This is a genomic window from Lentzea sp. JNUCC 0626, assembly GCF_043632865.1.
Taxonomy (GTDB): Bacteria; Actinomycetota; Actinomycetes; order Mycobacteriales; family Pseudonocardiaceae; genus Lentzea.
The window spans coordinates 8,558,703-8,575,561 of record NZ_CP171635.1; the positions used below are offsets into that span (position 1 = coordinate 8,558,703).

At 66.3% G+C, this 16,859-nt stretch carries 19 protein-coding genes; 11 read left to right on the forward strand and 8 right to left on the reverse strand.

Annotated elements, in window-relative coordinates:
• Window positions 1-42: 42 nt before the first annotated feature.
• The 4 genes from JNUCC0626_RS39920 (at window position 43) to JNUCC0626_RS39935 (ending at window position 4,150) form a co-directional block, all read left to right on the forward strand.
• Entirely contained in the window at window positions 43-1,632 is a 1,590-nt protein-coding gene (locus tag JNUCC0626_RS39920) for a glycoside hydrolase family 64 protein (RefSeq protein ID WP_394615842.1), read from the forward strand.
• Window positions 1,633-1,831: 199 nt separating this feature from the next.
• Window positions 1,832-2,077, forward strand: a complete 246-nt coding sequence (locus JNUCC0626_RS39925; protein WP_394615843.1) for a hypothetical protein — start codon at window positions 1,832-1,834, stop codon at window positions 2,075-2,077.
• Between the two features lie 63 nt (window positions 2,078-2,140).
• Window positions 2,141-2,986: a peptidoglycan-binding domain-containing protein gene (locus JNUCC0626_RS39930; protein ID WP_394615844.1), complete on the forward strand. Its 846-nt coding sequence runs from the start codon at window positions 2,141-2,143 to the stop codon at window positions 2,984-2,986.
• A 51-nt stretch (window positions 2,987-3,037) separates the two neighbouring features.
• Window positions 3,038-4,150 (forward strand): glycosyltransferase, encoded by a 1,113-nt coding sequence (locus tag JNUCC0626_RS39935; protein WP_394615845.1) that lies wholly within the window; start codon window positions 3,038-3,040, stop codon window positions 4,148-4,150.
• A 22-nt stretch (window positions 4,151-4,172) separates the two neighbouring features.
• Here the strand turns inward: JNUCC0626_RS39935 and JNUCC0626_RS39940 are convergent, their stop codons facing one another.
• Window positions 4,173-4,964 (reverse strand): hypothetical protein, encoded by a 792-nt coding sequence (locus JNUCC0626_RS39940; protein WP_394615846.1) that lies wholly within the window; start codon window positions 4,962-4,964, stop codon window positions 4,173-4,175.
• Between the two features lie 147 nt (window positions 4,965-5,111).
• A complete protein-coding gene (locus JNUCC0626_RS39945) occupies window positions 5,112-5,411 on the reverse strand; it encodes a hypothetical protein (protein ID WP_394615847.1) in 300 nt (99 codons plus the stop codon).
• Window positions 5,412-5,899: 488 nt separating this feature from the next.
• Here JNUCC0626_RS39945 and JNUCC0626_RS39950 point away from each other — a divergent pair, with 488 nt between their 5' ends.
• The 7 genes from JNUCC0626_RS39950 (at window position 5,900) to cyaB (ending at window position 12,365) form a co-directional block, all read left to right on the forward strand.
• Window positions 5,900-6,214 (forward strand): putative quinol monooxygenase, encoded by a 315-nt coding sequence (locus JNUCC0626_RS39950; RefSeq protein WP_394615848.1) that lies wholly within the window; start codon window positions 5,900-5,902, stop codon window positions 6,212-6,214.
• Window positions 6,207-7,418, forward strand: a complete 1,212-nt coding sequence (locus tag JNUCC0626_RS39955) for a helix-turn-helix domain-containing protein (RefSeq protein ID WP_394615849.1) — start codon at window positions 6,207-6,209, stop codon at window positions 7,416-7,418. The genes JNUCC0626_RS39950 and JNUCC0626_RS39955 overlap by 8 nt, the downstream gene beginning before the upstream one ends.
• Before the next feature lie 512 nt (window positions 7,419-7,930).
• Window positions 7,931-8,146: a hypothetical protein gene (locus JNUCC0626_RS39960; RefSeq protein ID WP_394615850.1), complete on the forward strand. Its 216-nt coding sequence runs from the start codon at window positions 7,931-7,933 to the stop codon at window positions 8,144-8,146.
• 95 nt (window positions 8,147-8,241) lie between these two features.
• The gene (locus JNUCC0626_RS39965; protein WP_394615851.1) at window positions 8,242-8,376 is read left to right on the forward strand and encodes a hypothetical protein; all 135 of its coding nucleotides are present in this window, start codon (window positions 8,242-8,244) and stop codon (window positions 8,374-8,376) included.
• 207 nt (window positions 8,377-8,583) lie between these two features.
• The gene (locus tag JNUCC0626_RS39970; RefSeq protein WP_394615852.1) at window positions 8,584-10,731 is read left to right on the forward strand and encodes a B12-binding domain-containing radical SAM protein; all 2,148 of its coding nucleotides are present in this window, start codon (window positions 8,584-8,586) and stop codon (window positions 10,729-10,731) included.
• 51 nt (window positions 10,732-10,782) lie between these two features.
• Window positions 10,783-11,808: an aldo/keto reductase gene (locus JNUCC0626_RS39975; RefSeq protein WP_394615853.1), complete on the forward strand. Its 1,026-nt coding sequence runs from the start codon at window positions 10,783-10,785 to the stop codon at window positions 11,806-11,808.
• Window positions 11,805-12,365 carry a class IV adenylate cyclase gene (gene cyaB / locus JNUCC0626_RS39980; RefSeq protein ID WP_394615854.1) on the forward strand — a complete coding sequence of 187 codons (561 nt, stop codon included), beginning with the start codon at window positions 11,805-11,807 and terminating at the stop codon, window positions 12,363-12,365. The genes JNUCC0626_RS39975 and cyaB overlap by 4 nt, the downstream gene beginning before the upstream one ends.
• 76 nt (window positions 12,366-12,441) lie before the next feature.
• Here the strand turns inward: cyaB and JNUCC0626_RS39985 are convergent, their stop codons facing one another.
• The 6 genes from JNUCC0626_RS39985 to JNUCC0626_RS40010 form a co-directional block, all read right to left on the reverse strand.
• Window positions 12,442-12,792 (reverse strand): hypothetical protein, encoded by a 351-nt coding sequence (locus JNUCC0626_RS39985; protein ID WP_394615855.1) that lies wholly within the window; start codon window positions 12,790-12,792, stop codon window positions 12,442-12,444.
• A 288-nt stretch (window positions 12,793-13,080) separates the two neighbouring features.
• The gene (locus JNUCC0626_RS39990; protein ID WP_394615856.1) at window positions 13,081-13,413 is read right to left on the reverse strand and encodes a hypothetical protein; all 333 of its coding nucleotides are present in this window, start codon (window positions 13,411-13,413) and stop codon (window positions 13,081-13,083) included.
• Between the two features lie 89 nt (window positions 13,414-13,502).
• The gene (locus JNUCC0626_RS39995) at window positions 13,503-14,750 is read right to left on the reverse strand and encodes a hypothetical protein (protein ID WP_394615857.1); all 1,248 of its coding nucleotides are present in this window, start codon (window positions 14,748-14,750) and stop codon (window positions 13,503-13,505) included.
• A 291-nt stretch (window positions 14,751-15,041) separates the two neighbouring features.
• On the reverse strand, window positions 15,042-15,380 hold the full coding sequence (locus JNUCC0626_RS40000; protein ID WP_394615858.1) for a sigma factor-like helix-turn-helix DNA-binding protein: 339 nt from the start codon (window positions 15,378-15,380) through the stop codon (window positions 15,042-15,044).
• Complete coding sequence (locus tag JNUCC0626_RS40005) at window positions 15,377-15,676, reverse strand: hypothetical protein (RefSeq protein WP_394615859.1); 300 nt, start codon at window positions 15,674-15,676, stop codon at window positions 15,377-15,379. The genes JNUCC0626_RS40000 and JNUCC0626_RS40005 overlap by 4 nt, the downstream gene beginning before the upstream one ends.
• Complete coding sequence (locus JNUCC0626_RS40010) at window positions 15,673-16,857, reverse strand: hypothetical protein (protein ID WP_394615860.1); 1,185 nt, start codon at window positions 16,855-16,857, stop codon at window positions 15,673-15,675. The genes JNUCC0626_RS40005 and JNUCC0626_RS40010 overlap by 4 nt, the downstream gene beginning before the upstream one ends.
• Between the last annotated feature and the right edge of the window lie 2 nt (window positions 16,858-16,859).

Here is a 16,859-nt window from a genome sequence, read left to right on the forward strand (position 1 = left end):
TCGGTGACCTGCCAGCGGAGCACCCCCTGCACAAGGAGTCACATGCGCACTCGGACGAAGTGGTTGAGCGCGCTCGCCGCACTGGCGGCGACCGCATCGGCGACCATCGCGATGACACCGGCCCAGGCCATCGGTCCTGACCTGTTGCCGTTGAACGTCACCAACAACAGCGGCAGATCGGAGTCCGTGCACCTGTACGTCCTGGGCACCGACATCCGCAACGGCCGCCTCGGGTTCGTGAACCAGGGCGGCACCTTCACGCCGTGGTCACCGGGCGGCAACCCGCCCACCCCCGCGCCGGACGTGTCGATCGCCGGGCCGGGCCAGGGCGGCACCACCACGTTGCGCGTGCCCCGGTTCATCTCGGGCCGCGTCTACATGTCGTTCGGCGAGAAGCTCAAGTTCTTCCTGACGCCCGACGGCCTGGTGCAACCCGCGCCGTGGGCGGGCGGCGACCCGAACAGCGGCATCCTGTTCGACTGGAGCGAGTTCACCTACAACGACGCCGGTCTCTGGCTCAACAGCTCCCAGGTGGACATGTTCGCGGTGCCGCACGCGGTGACCGTGACGGGCGCGAGCGGCGCCACGAAGAAGACCGGCGAGCTCAAGTCAGGCGGCCGTGACGCCGTCATCAACGGCATCCGCGGCCAGGCCGGCTGGGGCGGTTCGATCATGACCCGCGGCGACGGCACCGTCCTGCGCGTCCTCGCGCCGGGCAAGGCGGCCGACGTCGGCAACTTCGACCGCAACTACCTGGACCCGTACATCAACCAGGCGTGGAACGCCTACACGGGCAAAACCCTGACGGTGCAACCGTTCGGCGACCGTCCGGACGTGAAGTACTTCGGCCGCACCTCCGGCAACAACATGAACTTCACGAACTCCGCCGGCCAGCAGGTCGCGTCGTTCGCGAAACCGTCCACTTCGAACGTCTGGGGCTGCGACGGCGCCCTGCACGCCCCCAACGACCAGATCGTCGGCCCGATCGCCCGCACCCTGTGCGCCGCACTGCACCGCACCACGCTGGACCGCATCACCACCCAGCCGGGCGGCGGCCCCGCGGACTTCTACCAGGGCGCCATCACCAACCACTACTCCAAGCTGGTGCACCAGAACATGGTGGACGGCAAGGCGTACGGCTTCGCGTTCGACGACGTGCAGGCCCAGGAATCCCTGGTGCACGACGGCGATCCGCGCTCGGCCGGCATCATCCTCACCCCGTTCAGCGGCGGCTCCACCCCACCGCCGAACTTCAGCAGCATCGTCAGCGACTGGCACGGCAAGTGCATCGACGTGCCGAACTGGAACTTCGCCGACGGCCAGCGCCTCATCGTGTGGAACTGCACGGGTGGCACCAACCAGAAGTTCGAGTGGGTCAACGGCACCCTGCGCACCGAGAACAACAAGTGCGTGGACGTGGCCTGGGGTTCCCGTGACAACGGCGCCGCCGTCCAGCTCGCGACCTGCTCGGGCAACCCGGCGCAGCAGTTCGTTCTGTCGGGTGCGGGAGACCTCGTCAACCCGCAGGCGAACAAGTGCGTCGACATCGCCGAGTGGAACCCGAACAACGACGCCGTCCTGCACATGTGGGACTGCGTGGGCGGCGCCAACCAGAAGTGGCACCGCGGCTGACACGTTCTCCGGACGACGCCGGGGCTCGCACGCCCCGGCGTCGGCGGAAATCAGGACGACGACGTCCGCGGTCGCGCGCTGGCACGTCACCGAGAACTGGTGGCGGGAGGCGTGCTTCCCCGACGAGTGGCGCAGGGCCGACACCTGGTCGCCGTGGACGTGGAAGGAAGGACTGCTCCGCAAACTCGGGAAGTTCGGGTTGCCGGCGGAAGCACGAGCCGAGGCCACCGACCTCCTCCTCGACGTCCTGCACCGCTCCTACCGTTGCAAGGACTGGATGTTCGCGCTCCTGGTCCGCCACCTCGACGACGCCGCGTTCCGCGACCGGCTCACGGCCGTCGAGGACAACCCGCGCACGGCCCGGTTCCTCCTCCACCTCGCCGACCACCCCGAGGTGAGGATCAGGCGCAAGACCTGGCGCAACTGGCTGGCCGCACAGGCGTGACGCGTTCCTGTGCTCACCCGTCGTGTCAGAGCATTGTCAGCGCCATCTACGAGCCTTGCCCACATGAAGACAGAAATGAAGGCCCGGAGCGCCACGGCGGCGTTGGCGGCGTTGGCTGTACTGGGTTGCCTGACGTCGACCGCAACGCAGGCCTCGGCCGCCCCGCTGCCCGTCGTCAACATGGAAGCCACCGTCCTCGCGGCCCAGATCGATCCTCGGCGCGCGGACAACACGCTGACACCGGGCGCCAAGGACTCCGTGCTGGCCGTCGAACGGGCCCTCCAGGCACGCGACCTGCTGGACGCCCGCTGGGTCGACGGCTACTTCGGCACCACGACCGTCACGGCGTACGCGGCCTACCAGCGCTCGCTCGGCTACACCGGCCTGGCCGCGAACGGGCTGCCCGGCGCGAGTTCGCTCGCCGCGCTCGGCCAGAGCCGCTTCACCGTCTCCCACGTGCTCAAACCGGGCTCGAAGGTGCAGCGGGACGGGTACGTCGTCAACACCCGCACCCAGGCGATGCTCGCCGAGGCCGAACGCCTGCTGGGACGCCGGCTCGTGCTGTCACAGGGTTCCTACAACCCCGGCGGCGACCCGACCTCCGCCGGCACCCACGACGGCGGCGGTGCCGTGGACATCGAGGTCGACGGCATGACCGCCGCCACCCGCACTGCCGCCGCCCGCGCGTTGCGCCAGGTCGGCTTCGCCGCCTGGGTTCGCAGCCCGTCCCAGGGCAACTGGCCGTGGCACATCCACGCCGTGGCGATCAACGACACCGACCAGGCCACCCAGGCCCAGAACCAGGTCGGTGACTACTACCTCGGCTTCAACGGCCTCGCCAACCACCGCCCCGACGACGGGCCCCGAATCCCGATCAAGACCTGGGAGGAGTACCAGCGCGCACGCTGACCTGAAAGCGGTCCACCAGAGCTGTCAGCTTTGATCGTTAGGGTGGGGTGAGTGCGCATCCTGTTCTCGTGCCGCCCCGCCTACGGCCACCTGTACCCGTTGGTCCCGCTCGCCCGTGCCGCCCGCGACGCCGGTCACGACGTCGTGTTCGCCACGGGACCGGCCTTCCTGGGCGAGGTCCGGGCGCTCGGCTTCGAAGTCCACCCCTCGGGCATCTCGATCAGGGAGGCGGAGGCCGAGGCGTTCCGCCGGCACGGCCGGGACGACGTGTTCCGGGTCATGATCACGATGTTCGCCGACCTGCTGCCGCGCGCCACGGTCGCGGACCTCACCAGGCTGCTGCCGGTGATCAGGCCGGACCTGGTGATCTACGAGCAGAGCGACGTGGGTGCCGCGAAAGCCGCGCGGGACGCGGGAGTTCCCGCCGTCTCGCACGTGATCGGACGGTCGCTGCCGCCCGAGGTGCAACAGGTCGCGGCCGCGGAACTCGCGTGGCTGTGGGACAGCACCCCGGCCGACCTGCTGATGGGGGACGTCGCGGTCGACCTGTGGCCGGACGTCGTGCGCGATCCCGTGGTCGCCGCGCTGCCGAGGGTGCTGCGCCAGCGCCCCGCCGCGTTCGACCTCGACGTGCCGATGCCGCGCGTGCCCTCGGACCGGCCGTTGGTCTACCTCACGCTCGGCACCGTCTCCTTCGGCGCCACCGAGGTGGTGCGCGCGGCGGTCGACGGACTCGCGCGGCTGCCGGTGAACGTCCTGGTCGCGCTGGGGCCAGGCGATCCCGCGGCGCTCGGCGACGTACCGGACTCCGTGCGGGTAGCCGGATTCGTGCCGCAGGCAGAGGTGTTGCGGCGAGCGGACCTCGTCGTGCACCACGGCGGCACGGGCACCGTGCTCGGCACGCTCGCCGCCGGTCTGCCGCAGGTGCTGCTGCCTCAGGGCGCCGACCAGTTCGTGAACGCGGACGCACTCGCAAACACCGGTGCGGCCGCGAAACTGGTCGGTCAGGAGGTCACCGCCGACGCCGTGGCCGAGGCCGCCGGCCGGTTGCTCAGCGATCCGGCAGCCCGTGAGGTCGCCGCTGCGACGGCCGCCCAGATCGCCGAGATGCCCGCACCGGCCGCAGTCGCGGAACAGCTCACCGCACTGGTGCGGGAGTCCTGAAGTCCTTGCCGAGCGTGCCCGGCTACGCCGGGTTCTCCGCGACGGCGAGGTAGTCGGTGTAGATCTGCGGCGACCCCGAGAACGAGGCGAGCTGCTTCCACTCCTCGTACATCTGCTTGGTGTCGCGGTGAGCGGCCGCGAACTCCGCGGCCTCGCCGGTGGCGATGTCGGGCTCGGGGTAGAAGACGTCCAGCGCGTCCAGGCTGGCGATCTCCATCATCATCACGTACTGGTCGAGCCGGTTGCCCCGCTCACCCTTGAGCACGTGGAACCGCCAGTCCGGGTAGTCGTCGATCCGGTGGTGGTTCTCGGCGATGAAGCGGTCGAACATCTCCTCGGTCACCCCGGAGCGCAACGCCAGGTTGTGAATCCCGACGACCCTGGCGACAGACGCCTCCCCAGCGCGGTCGCGGTAGCGGGGCCCAGGCGTGACCGTGCTCCGCGGGTTGTCGGCCAGCAGCCGGTAGTCGGTGAACAACGTGGGCAACTCACCGAACGTGCCCAGCCCCCGCCACCGAGCCAGCACGGCCTCCGCCTCGGGGTGCTCCGCCCAGAACTGCCGAGCCAACGCGGTCTGCTCACCCCTGGCCGTGACGTAGAGATCGCGCTGTTCAGCACTCTCGATCTCGAACAACATCAGGTACTGCCCGGCCCGCTCCCCGCGCAACCCGCGCAGCAAAGTCCACCGCCACCCTGGGTACAGGGGCAGATGCACGCCTTCAGCACGCACGAAGGTCTCGAACTCCTCCGGCGTGACACCGGCCTCCGTGTCGATGGCGATGTACTGGAAGGTGAACACCGACGAGCGTCCCATTGCGTCCAATCCTCAAGCCGGGAAAGGGAAACGCGCGTCCGCCGAGCACGACTCCCGGCACCCATCCTGCCAGCGCCGGACACCGGAGGCCGGTTGCGTCCAGTCCAGGAAGACCTGCCGGCGCGCGACCCTTTCAGCGCAAGCCCGTCAGCCGAGCACCGCCCGAATCAGCCCGGCACTCCCGAACACGAGCAGGAGCGCGAGCAGCATCCACCCTGCCCGCGCCCCCAACAGCCGCGCATCGGGAGACACCTGCGCACGTGCCTGGGAGTTCAATGCTTCAGCGCGCAGCACGCAGGCGAGGACGCCGAGCCAGATCACGAACACGCCCAGGAACACGGGGTGGCCGAAGATCCCGCCGACCAGCAGTCCGATCAGAATCGGCGTGAAGACCGCGAGCCACAGAGCGCGGAAGAGCAGCCCCCATCGAAAGGTGCCGGTGGCCACGCCGTCCTCCGCCCGCCCAGCTTCTCCAGGCTCGTCACCTTACGTGACTGCCTGAGCACTGTCAGATCATGTGGGCGACATCTGCGAGGCGCACGGAAAAGGCCCGCGACCAAGCTGGTCGCGGGCCTTTCTCGAGGTGCCCCCGGCAGGATTCGAACCTGCGCTCCCGCCTCCGGAGGGCGGTGCACAGACACGCTCTGACCAGTGGGAACGCCAAAGAGCAAGTCTTCGTCGGCACACTATCGGCAGGCGCGGTCAGCGGGCAAATTGGCGAGCACGGTGGCGTCGGAAGCCGCCCAGCACGGATGGCGCAAGGGAGCCCTCCCTCCTGCCGAGGGGTAGTGCTCGCGATCTTCGCCGTGCTGGGCAGCCCTCGCGTGCTGCTGGCGAGTACCTGCCAGGACCCCTGTCGCACCTTTCGTGCCAAGTGATACACAGAGTGCGGTGCCGTACACTTCGTGCGGACGGTTCGCCCAATAGGAGGCACGATGTTTGCACTCTATGTGCGGTTCGAGCTCAAGGATGAGACCGCGGCGATTGGCTTTGATGAGCTGGTCGCGAAGACCGCGCCGTTGATCAAATCTGAGGAGCCCGGCACGCTGCACTACATCGTGCACACGATCAAGGATGCGCCGCTGTCGCGGGCGTTCTACGAGGTCTACGCGGACCGCACGGCCTTCGAGGCGCACGAGCAGCAGCCGCACGTGAAGCATTTTCTTGCCGAGCGCGACCAGTACCTGGAGAGCCACCAGGTTGATTGGCTCACGCCGACCGGCGGCAAAGGCTTGATCACGGGTGAATGATGAGGCTCGGCGCGTCGGCGCCAAGATCGCCGCCAAGCGCGTCGAGCTGGAGCTGTCGCAGAAGGAATTCGGGAAGCGGATCAAGAGGTCCGAGTCCTGGGTGAGTCAAGTTGAGCGCGGCGTTCGCAAGATCGACCGAATGTCGGTGCTAGAGATAGTCGCCGAGGTGCTGGAGATTCCTATCTCGGAGCTCCAGCCCGCGGCCATCGTCGAGGCGGCCACGTCTGGGAAGCCTCAAGCTGTTAGCGATCTTGCGCTGGCTCTCACTGCGAGTAGTGCGCTTCGCTCCACGCTAGGGCGCCCCTTCGAGTCTGATCGTGATGTTGGTACAGCCGACCTGCTCGATGGGGCAAAGCGGGCTTGGGAGCTGGCTCACGGTTCGTCCTACCGCGAGCTGGGAGAGAAACTGCTCGACCTTCTCCCGCAGCTGGAAATCGCCGCACGAGTCGCAACTGCGGATGAGCAGACGAGCCTTTTCGCTGCACTCGCAAAGGCGTATCACGCGGCTGCCGCCGTCCTGTCCAAGCTCGGCGAGACTGCTGCGGCGTGGGTAGCTGCTGACCGCGCTATCAGCAGGGCAGAACGCTCGGGCGATCCACTGTTGATGGCGGAAGGCGCGTTTCGCCTGACGATCGTCTTTCACAGTGCACGGTGGTTGGAACTTGCCCGCTCGACCGCCGAGGATGCTGACGAAGCGCTTATGGCGCTTGACATGGCGGACAACCCGTCCGTGCACTCGCTTCGGGGAGCGTTGAACCTCCAGTTGGCAGTCCTTGCGAGCCGCAGCGACGACGCAGACAGGGCCTATGCCCACTTGGATGTGGCGGCACGGCTTGCAGAGCAGCTCGGTGAGGATCGCAACGACTACGACACCGAGTTCGGGCCGACCAACGTGCGACTACACGAGGTCTCCATCGCGCTAGGTCTCGGAGATGCCGGCCGTGCCCTCCGAGTCGGTGAAGCCCTGGATGCCTCTGGTTTGTCGGCAGAACGTCAGGTGCGGCTTCTAATCGACCTCGCCCGTGCCCATGAGCAGCGTCGCAACGTCTCCGGCGTCATGGTCGCACTTGCTGCAGCTGAAGAACTGGCTCCAGAGCAGGTTCGCAGCCATCCCCTTGTGCACAAGCTGTTGGCCGATCTCAGTGAAACCTCCGCGGCCAACGACCCGGCGTTCATCGACCTGAAGGAGCGCCTCGTCGATTAGCCCTTTCGAGTGAACGCACTTTTAGTGCTAGACCCGTACGAAAAGTACTTGTAGCGTCACCTCTTGGAAACAGGAGGTGACGCTACGTGCTATCTGCGCTGTTCAGACGATTGCTCGGGTGCATCGCCGTCGTTTCGCATGCTGCGGTGTCACGGTTGGATCAGCCCCGACGATCCGGCCGTGACGCCGTGTCCACTGCACCTCGCGCTGCTAGAGCCGAAGCCTTGCCGATCCGGCCGGCTGCCGCAGTGCGCGGGTGTGCGAGAAGCGACCCGCATCCTCAAGGGCGCGGTGTGCGGGTCGCTCCGTACGTGAACGGAGGCGCCGACCATGTCCTTGCCAACCGGAGAGCCACCGCCATTGGCCGGTGGCAGCGGGGGACTCGATTCGCTCGCAGCAGACCCAGCTTGGCAGGCTGCTCGTGACCGGCTCGGTGCGTCGATCCGTGCGACCAGCCTCTACACATATGGCGGGCAGGCTCGCCTTCGCGACGTTGCGCGCAAGGAAAACCGTTGAGCGGCAAGCATGTCTGGTGGACGTCGCCGCGCGACAACCAGTGCCACGCGATCTTGAAGACTCAAGTCGACGGTCCCGGCGACGGCACAGTGGACGCCGAGTGTGGCGGGGTGCTGATCCTCGACGAGGTCACCAAATCGCCCAACAACAACTGGTGCACCTCGTGTCTGAGGGCCGTAGGCGAGACCGCGGACGATCACCGCTGGCGATGAAGCTCGTGGCCTCTCAACACGTTTACCGTGAGGGCAACGAGTGGGGTATGACCGTTGCCGAGCTCCTTGAGGACGCTGTCTCTGAAGGTCGCCCAGTGCGCCTCGTGTGGGACGAGGCAGGCATAACCTGGGACTGGCCCGGCAACGGCTTCGACACGATCGTGATGACCGCGATCACCGACGACACCGAGCCCATCGTGACGAAAGCTAAGCACAGCAAGGGTGACTAGCCGCGGCGAGGCTGCTTAGGCACTGCGCGGCTGCGCCGTGATCCACATCTTCACCGCCTACCCCCGCATCGGCGGTCACATAGAGCGCGAAGACGCGCTACCCCCAGAACGCGCGTCTTCGCCTCTCAACTCCCCACATACAACGGATGTTCGTGGCGTCCGGCGATCTCGGCTGCCCGAATTTCCCTGCCAGCACCGGAGGATTCGATGCGCGACTCGTTCTTGTCGCCGCGTGATCGCCTGATGCACACCTTCAGAAGCATCACCAACCAGGCGCCGCCACCGCGGTCACCGCTGTGGACCGTCGATTTGGCGGACCCCAACGCTATCCAGCGTGTCCTGATGGAACACCTTGGCGGGCAACACGCCGTTATTGTGACCGGCACCCTGGACCGGAGGCTTGTGCTGATCCAGCACGAACCCGACGGTGGATCGTGGACCGTAGCCGACCTGTCCGGCCGCCCACACGTGAGTCGTGACTGGCCACATTGGACGCATGGCAACCACCTGCTTCTGGATACGCCCGGAGAGTGGATCTCTGGCGGGCAGATTAGCGCGGAGGCCGTGTACCGGATGCAGCGACCGCGGTTGTCGCTGGTTGCGCTCTACCACCCAGAGCACTTCCCGCTCCCCAGGTTCCCGTTGGGGATCTCGGACCTCGCCCGCTCTGCCCGTACTGCACTCCTCGGGCAGGTAGAGCTGATGGACATGCAGCTCGGTGCACTGCTGCACGAGGTCGTCGAGCGCGCCGCATCCGGGTGGACGGATATCCTCGGGATCTCTGCGACATTTGGCCAGTACGACTTGATGACCGAGTTGTGCGATGCGGTGACTGCGCTTGATTCGCCGCCGATGTTGGTTGCTGGCGGGAGCCTCACGGCCCGCAATGAGCGGATGTTGCTGGAGCGCTACCCCAATCTCATCATCAGCCGCGCCGCGGGCGAAGCCACCATCGCCGACGTGCTTTCCCACTGGCACAAGGATCTGCCGCTCGAACACGTTCGCGGAGCGGGTTACACCGGTGCAACACGAGGCGCTGGAACGGTGACGATCGGACGCCGCCGCAATGCAATCGTGCCGAACCTTGCGCAGTCGGACATCCTGCCCGAGCTCGACCTGCTCGACCAAACTCTCGCACACAATGGAGTCGCCCAGATCGAGTTCAGCAGGGGCTGCACCAACTCCTGCTCCTTCTGCCCGAGAAGCCACAAAGGACAGTGGTTCGGCGCGGCGCCTGAGTCGATGCCCTGGATGTTGGAAGAGATCGGTGCCATCTTCGACAGGTATCCGCATCGCAGCCGAACTCTTTACCTGGTGGATGAGGAGTTCATCGGGAGGGGCGAGGATGCTGTTCCGCGCGCGCTCAAGGCCGCAGACTTGCTGACGGACGCGGGATTCGACTGGGAGACCTCGTGCCGCGTCGATCAGGTGGTGCGGCTGGATCGGGACGACGCCTGGCACAGAGAGCGCGCGGAGATGTGGCGCGGCTTGGTCGCCCGCGGACTGCGACGCTGCCTGTTCGGCGTGGAATCGGGTGTCACCTCGATCCTGGCGCGCTTCAACAAGGAAACCACGAGTGAGCAGAACGCCTTGGCGATCCGGACGCTCACCGCGCTGGGAGTACCGCCGCGGTTCACCTACATCACCTTCGACCATCTGATGTCTGCGGACGAGCTGCGTGCGACCTACCTGTTCCAGGGGCGCACCGATTTGCTGATGAAGCCGCAACCGCACCTCACGGTTGACGAGATCGTGAAGGGCGTGCGGGACAAGCAGTGGGTCGCTCGGCACTCGGCCGGCAGGCCGTTCTATAACGGCATTAGCTACATGCTCGTCGGCATGGAGTGTCTGATCGGCGCGGCTTACACCCGCCTGGCCGAGAAGGCTGGCCTTACTGGTCAACCCGAGCCCTCCCTCGGACGAGTCGAGGCTCGTTACAAGGATTGGCGAATCGGGACACTTGCTCTCTGGTCGCAGTTGTGGATCGACAGGAACTTCGCTCTCGACTACACGCTCAAGAGCCTGGAGAAGATCCTCAACGGGCTGGCCTACAGCAGCGTGCGCGACATGCGCCGCGTACTCAAGGAGACTGCCTACCTGGTCTTCGGCGGCATGCTCCATGCCCTTGAGGGCACCGACGAAGATGCAGAGGACAAGCTGGAGCTCAACGAGGTGTGCGCCGCGACAGTCGACACGATGATGCGACACCTGCGCAGCACTCTGGAGCCGATCGTCGCCGCCGTGTGCGATGACCTCCCCCCTGAACAGCGCGACATTCTGAAGCGCGAGCACGACCGCTGGACCCGCAACCACGACTGGAAGCTCATCAACGCCGGCGACCCGTGCGGAACCTGAACAAGGAGAACCACCACCTTGCCCACCCTGGAACGCCGGACGCTCCCCGGCTTGAACAAGGACGTCGCCGCGATCGGTGCCGGATGTTGGACCATCGGCGGTCCAGCCTCCAACAACGGTGTACCGATCGGCTGGGACGGCGTCGATCCACACGAGGCCTTTGCCGCGCTGCTCATGGCGCACGAGCTCGGCGTCGACTTCTACGACACCGCGGACGTCTACGGCATGGGCCGCTCGGAGCGGCTCCTCGGCTGCCTGGTGAAAGAGGTCGGTCGCGACAAGCTCGTGCTGTCCAGCAAGGTCGGCTACTTCGCCGGCACTGGCGCGCATCCGTACCACCCCGATCAGATGCGCCACCAGCTCAAGACCACGTTGGCGAACCTCGGCACCGACCACCTGGACCTCTACTCGTTCCACAGCAACGACTTCGGCGAGGATGACCGATATCTTCCGGACGCGGTCAAGCTCATGACTAGCTGGCATAGAGACGGCGTCATCGGCGCAATCGGACTGCGTGCGCCGCACGTCTTCGCTCAGCAGTGGGCCGAACAGGATGTCCCTCAGGCTGCGCAATCAGCGAGGTTCATCGAGCTGTTTGAACAGATTGCCCCCGACGTTGTTCAGGCACGGTTCAACCTTCTCAGCCCGTTGTACGGGCCTGAGGAGAACGACATCTTCGCGTTCGCTCGCCTGCACAATGTCGGAGTGGTGATCAAGCAGGCACTCGGTCAAGGCGTCCTCCTCGGCGGCTACGACCCCGACCGGCTGCCGACGTTCAGCCCGACTGACCACCGAAGCACGGACCCCATGTTCGTGCCGGAAGCGCTGCGAGACGTCGCGGCCAAGCTTGAGCCCCTTCGCGAGCGGTTCGGCAACAACCCGCCAGCGCTCGCCCGCGTCGCCTTGCGCTACGCCCTGCAAGCCGCACCCGACTCGATCGTGCTCACCGGCTTCCGCCACGCTGCACAGATACAGACGAACGTCACGTGTCTGGGCGACCCGCTCACCGACGAGCAGCTCGCCGAGATCCGGACCCTCCTGCACTCCACCCCCGACGAGGAAGGCGACTTGAAGTGAAGTACATCGAGGTCGAGAAGAAGTTCGCCCTGCCCGACCCGGATGCGCTGAAGGCGAGGCTCATCGAGCTGGGCGCGAAGCCGGCCGAGCCGACCCACCAGGTCGACGAGTACTTCAACCACCCTGACCCGGAGCGGGATTTCCTGAAGCCGGCCGCGATCTCCGAGTGGGTGCGCTTGCGCACCGAGGCGCGCGGCTCGTCGATCAACTACAAGCTCTGGCACCCGGTGGAGGCCATCAAGAAGACCCACGCTGACGAGTACGAGTCGACCGTTGGTGACGTCGAGGCGGTGCGCAACGTTCTCATGGCCACGGGCTTCACCACACTCGTCACCGTGGACAAGACCCGCGAGGAGTGGAAGCTACCGGACGTCGAGGTCGCGTTCGACCACGTGAAGAGCGCGGGCGACTTCGTCGAGTTCGAGTTCAAGGGCGAGTTCGAGACCGTGGACGACGCCGTCGTGCGCCTCGACGAGTTCATCGAGTCCCTCAACGTCGAGCTGGGCGAGCAGATCATGCGCGGCTACCCGCACATCATCCTCGGTCGCGAGCACTGATAAACAGCGCTGTGTCGGCCCTGCCACCGTGGCGGTGGTGGGGCCGAATTGCGCGACGTTGCGGGCTTGAACTCCCTCATGCAGTGGGGGCCGCGGGCTGTTGAACGGGTCCCGCCGCGGGAAGCGCAGCAGGCCGGGCGGCGTCGGGCGCGGGCAGAGCGGCTGGTTGGACGGCCTCGATCGCCGGGGTGGCCTCGTCTGCTGTGGCAGGTTGTGCGGGAGGTGGTGCCTTGACCTCAATCTCGACGCGAGGCCACGGAAACGGGCGCACCTTCACCGACACGTCGCGGTCAGTCGTCTTCGCACCGCAGGACTTGAGCACCATCCACACGAGGAAGAACGCCCAGACGAGGAACAGGCCGAGCATGCCGAGGACGAACCACGGGCCGACCGCGGCGGCCAAGTCGCCGAGCTGAGTCCAGGACACGCGCACACCTGTCCGGCGACCAGTCCCGAAGTGCCTAGCCACCTGTCCAGGTGGTCCCTGCGTGTACCTGCGTTCCGAGGTTCCGTTCGGGTGCCCCAACTTCGGGTGGCCCCTCGCGACTTCAAGTCATCTCGGGCCTTGGAGCACCAACCTGGGCGTTTTGAGGTCCTCGGGAGCCCTGAGTTTTCCGCGTTCCCAACCTTGTTGGGCCCGCTTACTCGCTTGTACTCGCCGGGGCTCACGCCCTAGGTGAGTCCACAATACCAGGCTAGTCGGGCTTGTCCGCCCTCAGCGCCGCTCGGTCGAGCGCTGGGGGCGCGCGGGCGCGTCCTCGCGGAGCGAGAGTGCATACTCGATCACCAACTGCGAGACGCGCACGCCGGCGTGCGACTTGGGCATGACGAACGAGACGTAGCCGACCCAGTGGCCGGTCGTGGTCTTCTCCCAGAAGAGCAGCTCGCCGGGAACGCGCGCTTGGAGGTCGAGTCCTTCCGCGAAGTGCTCACGGGGTCGTCCGATGGGGAACGCGGCGCCCAGGTCGACCCAGACGGCCTTCGGCGGCTTGCACCAGACCTGGCGGCCGTGCGCCCGCGGCGCCTCCGGCTTCAGGTCATCGAACATGGGTTCGATTATGGGGGTTGGCGGTCTCGAATTCCATGCCTGGCGGAATGTGGATTCGCGTGGCGCTTCGAGGTTTGACGAGCGGCACATCAGGTGCGTTGGAGGCCCTGGAGGCGCGTCTTGATCACGCGGCGAACACGGTTCTCGCCAAACGAGTCGGGGAGGCCGTTGAGTCGAGCGGCTCGCTTCCAGCTCTTCCTTCCCTCGCAGGTGGCGTAGGTCAAGCAGACTTCGCGCTCAAGCGGGTCCAGCTCTGCAAGTACGTTCCTTACGCGCATGATGCGCGGTTCGGTAGTGAAGTCGAGATCGGGTCCAGGGAGAACGTCTCCCATCTCGACGGTCTCGCCGTTCGCGGTGTGCACCAAGGCTGAGTGCGAGGTGATCGACATCCCGTTGATCTGCCCGACGTCGTACGGACGCCAGTTGCGGTAGTGATCCTTGACCAATCCCCGCAGGAGCGTTGGAACGTCTGCAGGGCCGTCTGTGTCAGGTGCAGATGGCCACGCATCGCTCAATAGCGCGTCGACCAGCGCCTCGATCTTTTCCTCTGGGACGCTGGCCTTCCAGCCCAGCCAGTCACAAGCGAACTTGCGGACGGCATGGTCTCTGCTTTCGAGCGGCGTGGCAGGGCTGAGATATGTCTGCCGTACCTCAACCGCGGCAGACCATGCGTCAAGGGCTGCATCGCTAGCGAGCCTAGCGGCGGTGAGCAGAAACGCTGGCGACGCCTTGCCAGCGTCGTGCTGGCTGGCCAACTCGGCCACGAGTTCCCAGCGATTGCGCCCGACGTGGTGCCAACGATTGAACGTTGCGGTGGAGAGAGAGTATTCGAGGTCGTAGGACGAGCGAGAGTAGTTCGCTGGATCGATGAGGACGGCCGGGTTGTCATTGCGCTGCTTTAGGAATGCGGTGACCGACCTGTCCCCGCGGCCCACCAGCGCCACCCCAGCAAGTGTGACCAGGGCCAGCTCGACGTGGTCAAGGTTGAGGTTGCTGGTCGTCCGTTCCAGCATGTCGGCAACGTCGGTTACGGCCTGCCCGATGTGGTCGACGTTGAGGTTGCTGGTCGTCCGTTCCAGCATGTCGGCAACGTCGGCCAGCGCCTGCCCGATGTGGTCGATGTTGAGGTGGGTAGCCGTCCGCTCCAACGTGCCAGCAAGGCCAGTCACCGCCTGCCCGATGTGGTCGACGTTGAAGCTGCTGTCGGCGGACCGAACGTGGGCGACATCAAATTCGCCGCCGTCGAGCGCTGCATGGCAGTCCACGCAAAGCATGAGCAGCTCTGAGGCTTGCCGGGCGGACTCACTCCAGACGGTGCCTGTGACGAGCTGGTGCATCTCGCGGTTCGACAGCTGCGGCCCGTGAGGGCTTCGCGTAGTTCGGCGCGCAAACCTAACGGAACTGGGCGTCAGCTCTCGGTCGCAGTGCTGGCAGGCGAAGTCACCGGCCGGTTCGGGCCGGTTCTGTTCAGACTCGCTCGGTGCCATCTGTTCTCCAGGTCGGTGAGGTGTTCGTGCTCTCACCCTCTAGCCGCGAGGTGTTCCAAAAACGACAGCAGGGAGGCTGTGATGTGCGTCACTTCAAACAAGTGGAGCCCCTGCCATCAATTCTGACAGGGGCTTCGTGAGTCAGTCGTTGAGGTGGTCGACAAGTCGTTGGAGACCGCGCGACAGTCGCTTGCTGATCGCTCGCTGGCTGACGAGTAGAACCTGGGCGATCTCCTCCTGAGTCCATCCAAGTCCGTGCCTGAGTAAGAGCGCTGCGCGCTCCTCGCGAGGCATGATCGTTGTGTCCCAAGCGGTGCGGATGTCCGCGAGGTGAGCCCAGTAGGTACCGCCATGCGAGATCACGTTGGAGGCTCGTGGCATATCTGGGTCCGGGGCGCGAGGGTTGGCCATGCCCCACGCCCACGTGCGGTCCCAGACGGTCGGCAGCAGCTGCTCGACCAGCTCCGGGGTGTAGGTCAAAGGCGCACCGCCTCAAGCCTCTGGATTGGGATGGTGCTGTTCGCCTTGCGCGCGTGAGGACGCATGAGGTCTACGAGGCGCGACCACAACCACTTGCTGAGGTAGCCGGGGTTCGTGGTGTCCTCCAGGTACCCACGGACCTTCGTCGCGTTAGATGCCACGAGGATTGCGGCCTCCTGGCGGAGGTCGTCGAGCTCCGTGATGCCCTCGAACGACCTGCCGGCGGAGCTCACCGCGGCACCGATCGCTCGCCGCACGGCGGGTTCGTCCAGCAGGGTCCAGTCGAGCTCGTTCAACGCACTACCTCCAGGGGACTCGTGACCCCGTCCTTGGTGATCGCGACGACCAGGCCGGGGTGCCCAGTCGTTCCCTTGGCGTGCCGCCACCACGTGCTTTCCGACTCCATCGCTGGCGGCTGCACGAACAACCGGCGACCGTCGCTGTCGACGTGCTCGTGGTGCAGGTGGCCGGCCAGGAGGAGGTCGGCCTGGTGCATGGCGGAGTCGGCGTTGAACGCCTGGCCCCGCCACCAGTCGAAGTGCTTGCCGGGCTTCCACTGGTGCCCGTGCGCGTGGGCGACGACCGTGCCGGCGACGGGCACGACGACCGTGAGCTCGTCGGTCTGCGGGACGTAGAACTCGACGTGACCGAACGCCTCGGTGTTGAGCTCCGCCGCATCAGCGACGGCGATCAACGACTCGGTGTCGTGGCTGTCGTCGAAGCGCGTCAAGCCCTTGCCGTTGAGGCGAACGGCCTCGCCGTGGTTGCCAGGCACCGCGGCCATCGAGACCTTGCTCGCGGAGTTGGCGAACAGGCTGAGCGCGTAGAGCATCACGCGGCGGGTGAGCCTGATCTGCTCGTTGAGCGTGAGCGGCGTGCGCCAGACGTTCGCGCCGGCCTGGGACACGAACCCTTCGATGTGGTCGCCCAGCCACGCGATGTGCACGTGGCCGATGTCGAACCGAAGCCGGTAGCTCTCCAGCGCGTCCGCGGCCTTGTCGAGGTAGGCGATCGTGCGGTGGAGCGTGCCGGCGAATCCGTCGCCGTCGATCTTGCCGAACTGCATGTCGCCCAACGCGACGATGAACCCGTGGTCACCGATGGCGCGGTCCGCCTTCGGCTCGTGCAGCTGCAGGTCGGCGAGCAGCTCGTCGAGCGGGAGCCTCTCGACTTCTGCGGTGGGTCGTCGGGTGAACGTGTAGCGGGCGGACACGCCAGTCTCCCCGTTGGGCATCGTCCACTCCGAGGAGCGAAAGCCGGTTGCCGTCCACAGAGCGGGGTCTTCGCCGTGGCTCCGCAGGTGCGTCGCAGCAGCGCTCTCGTCGGTCTCCTTTGTGGACCCGCGCACGGTCACCGCGGCGTGGTCGCCGACGATCTCCACCTGCCGGGTGAAGTCCCGCTCCGGATTGGTCACGCGGGGCGCGATGAACGGGCCCACGGGCTTGGCGAGCAGTCGCTCTGTCAGAACATCAGCCAAAG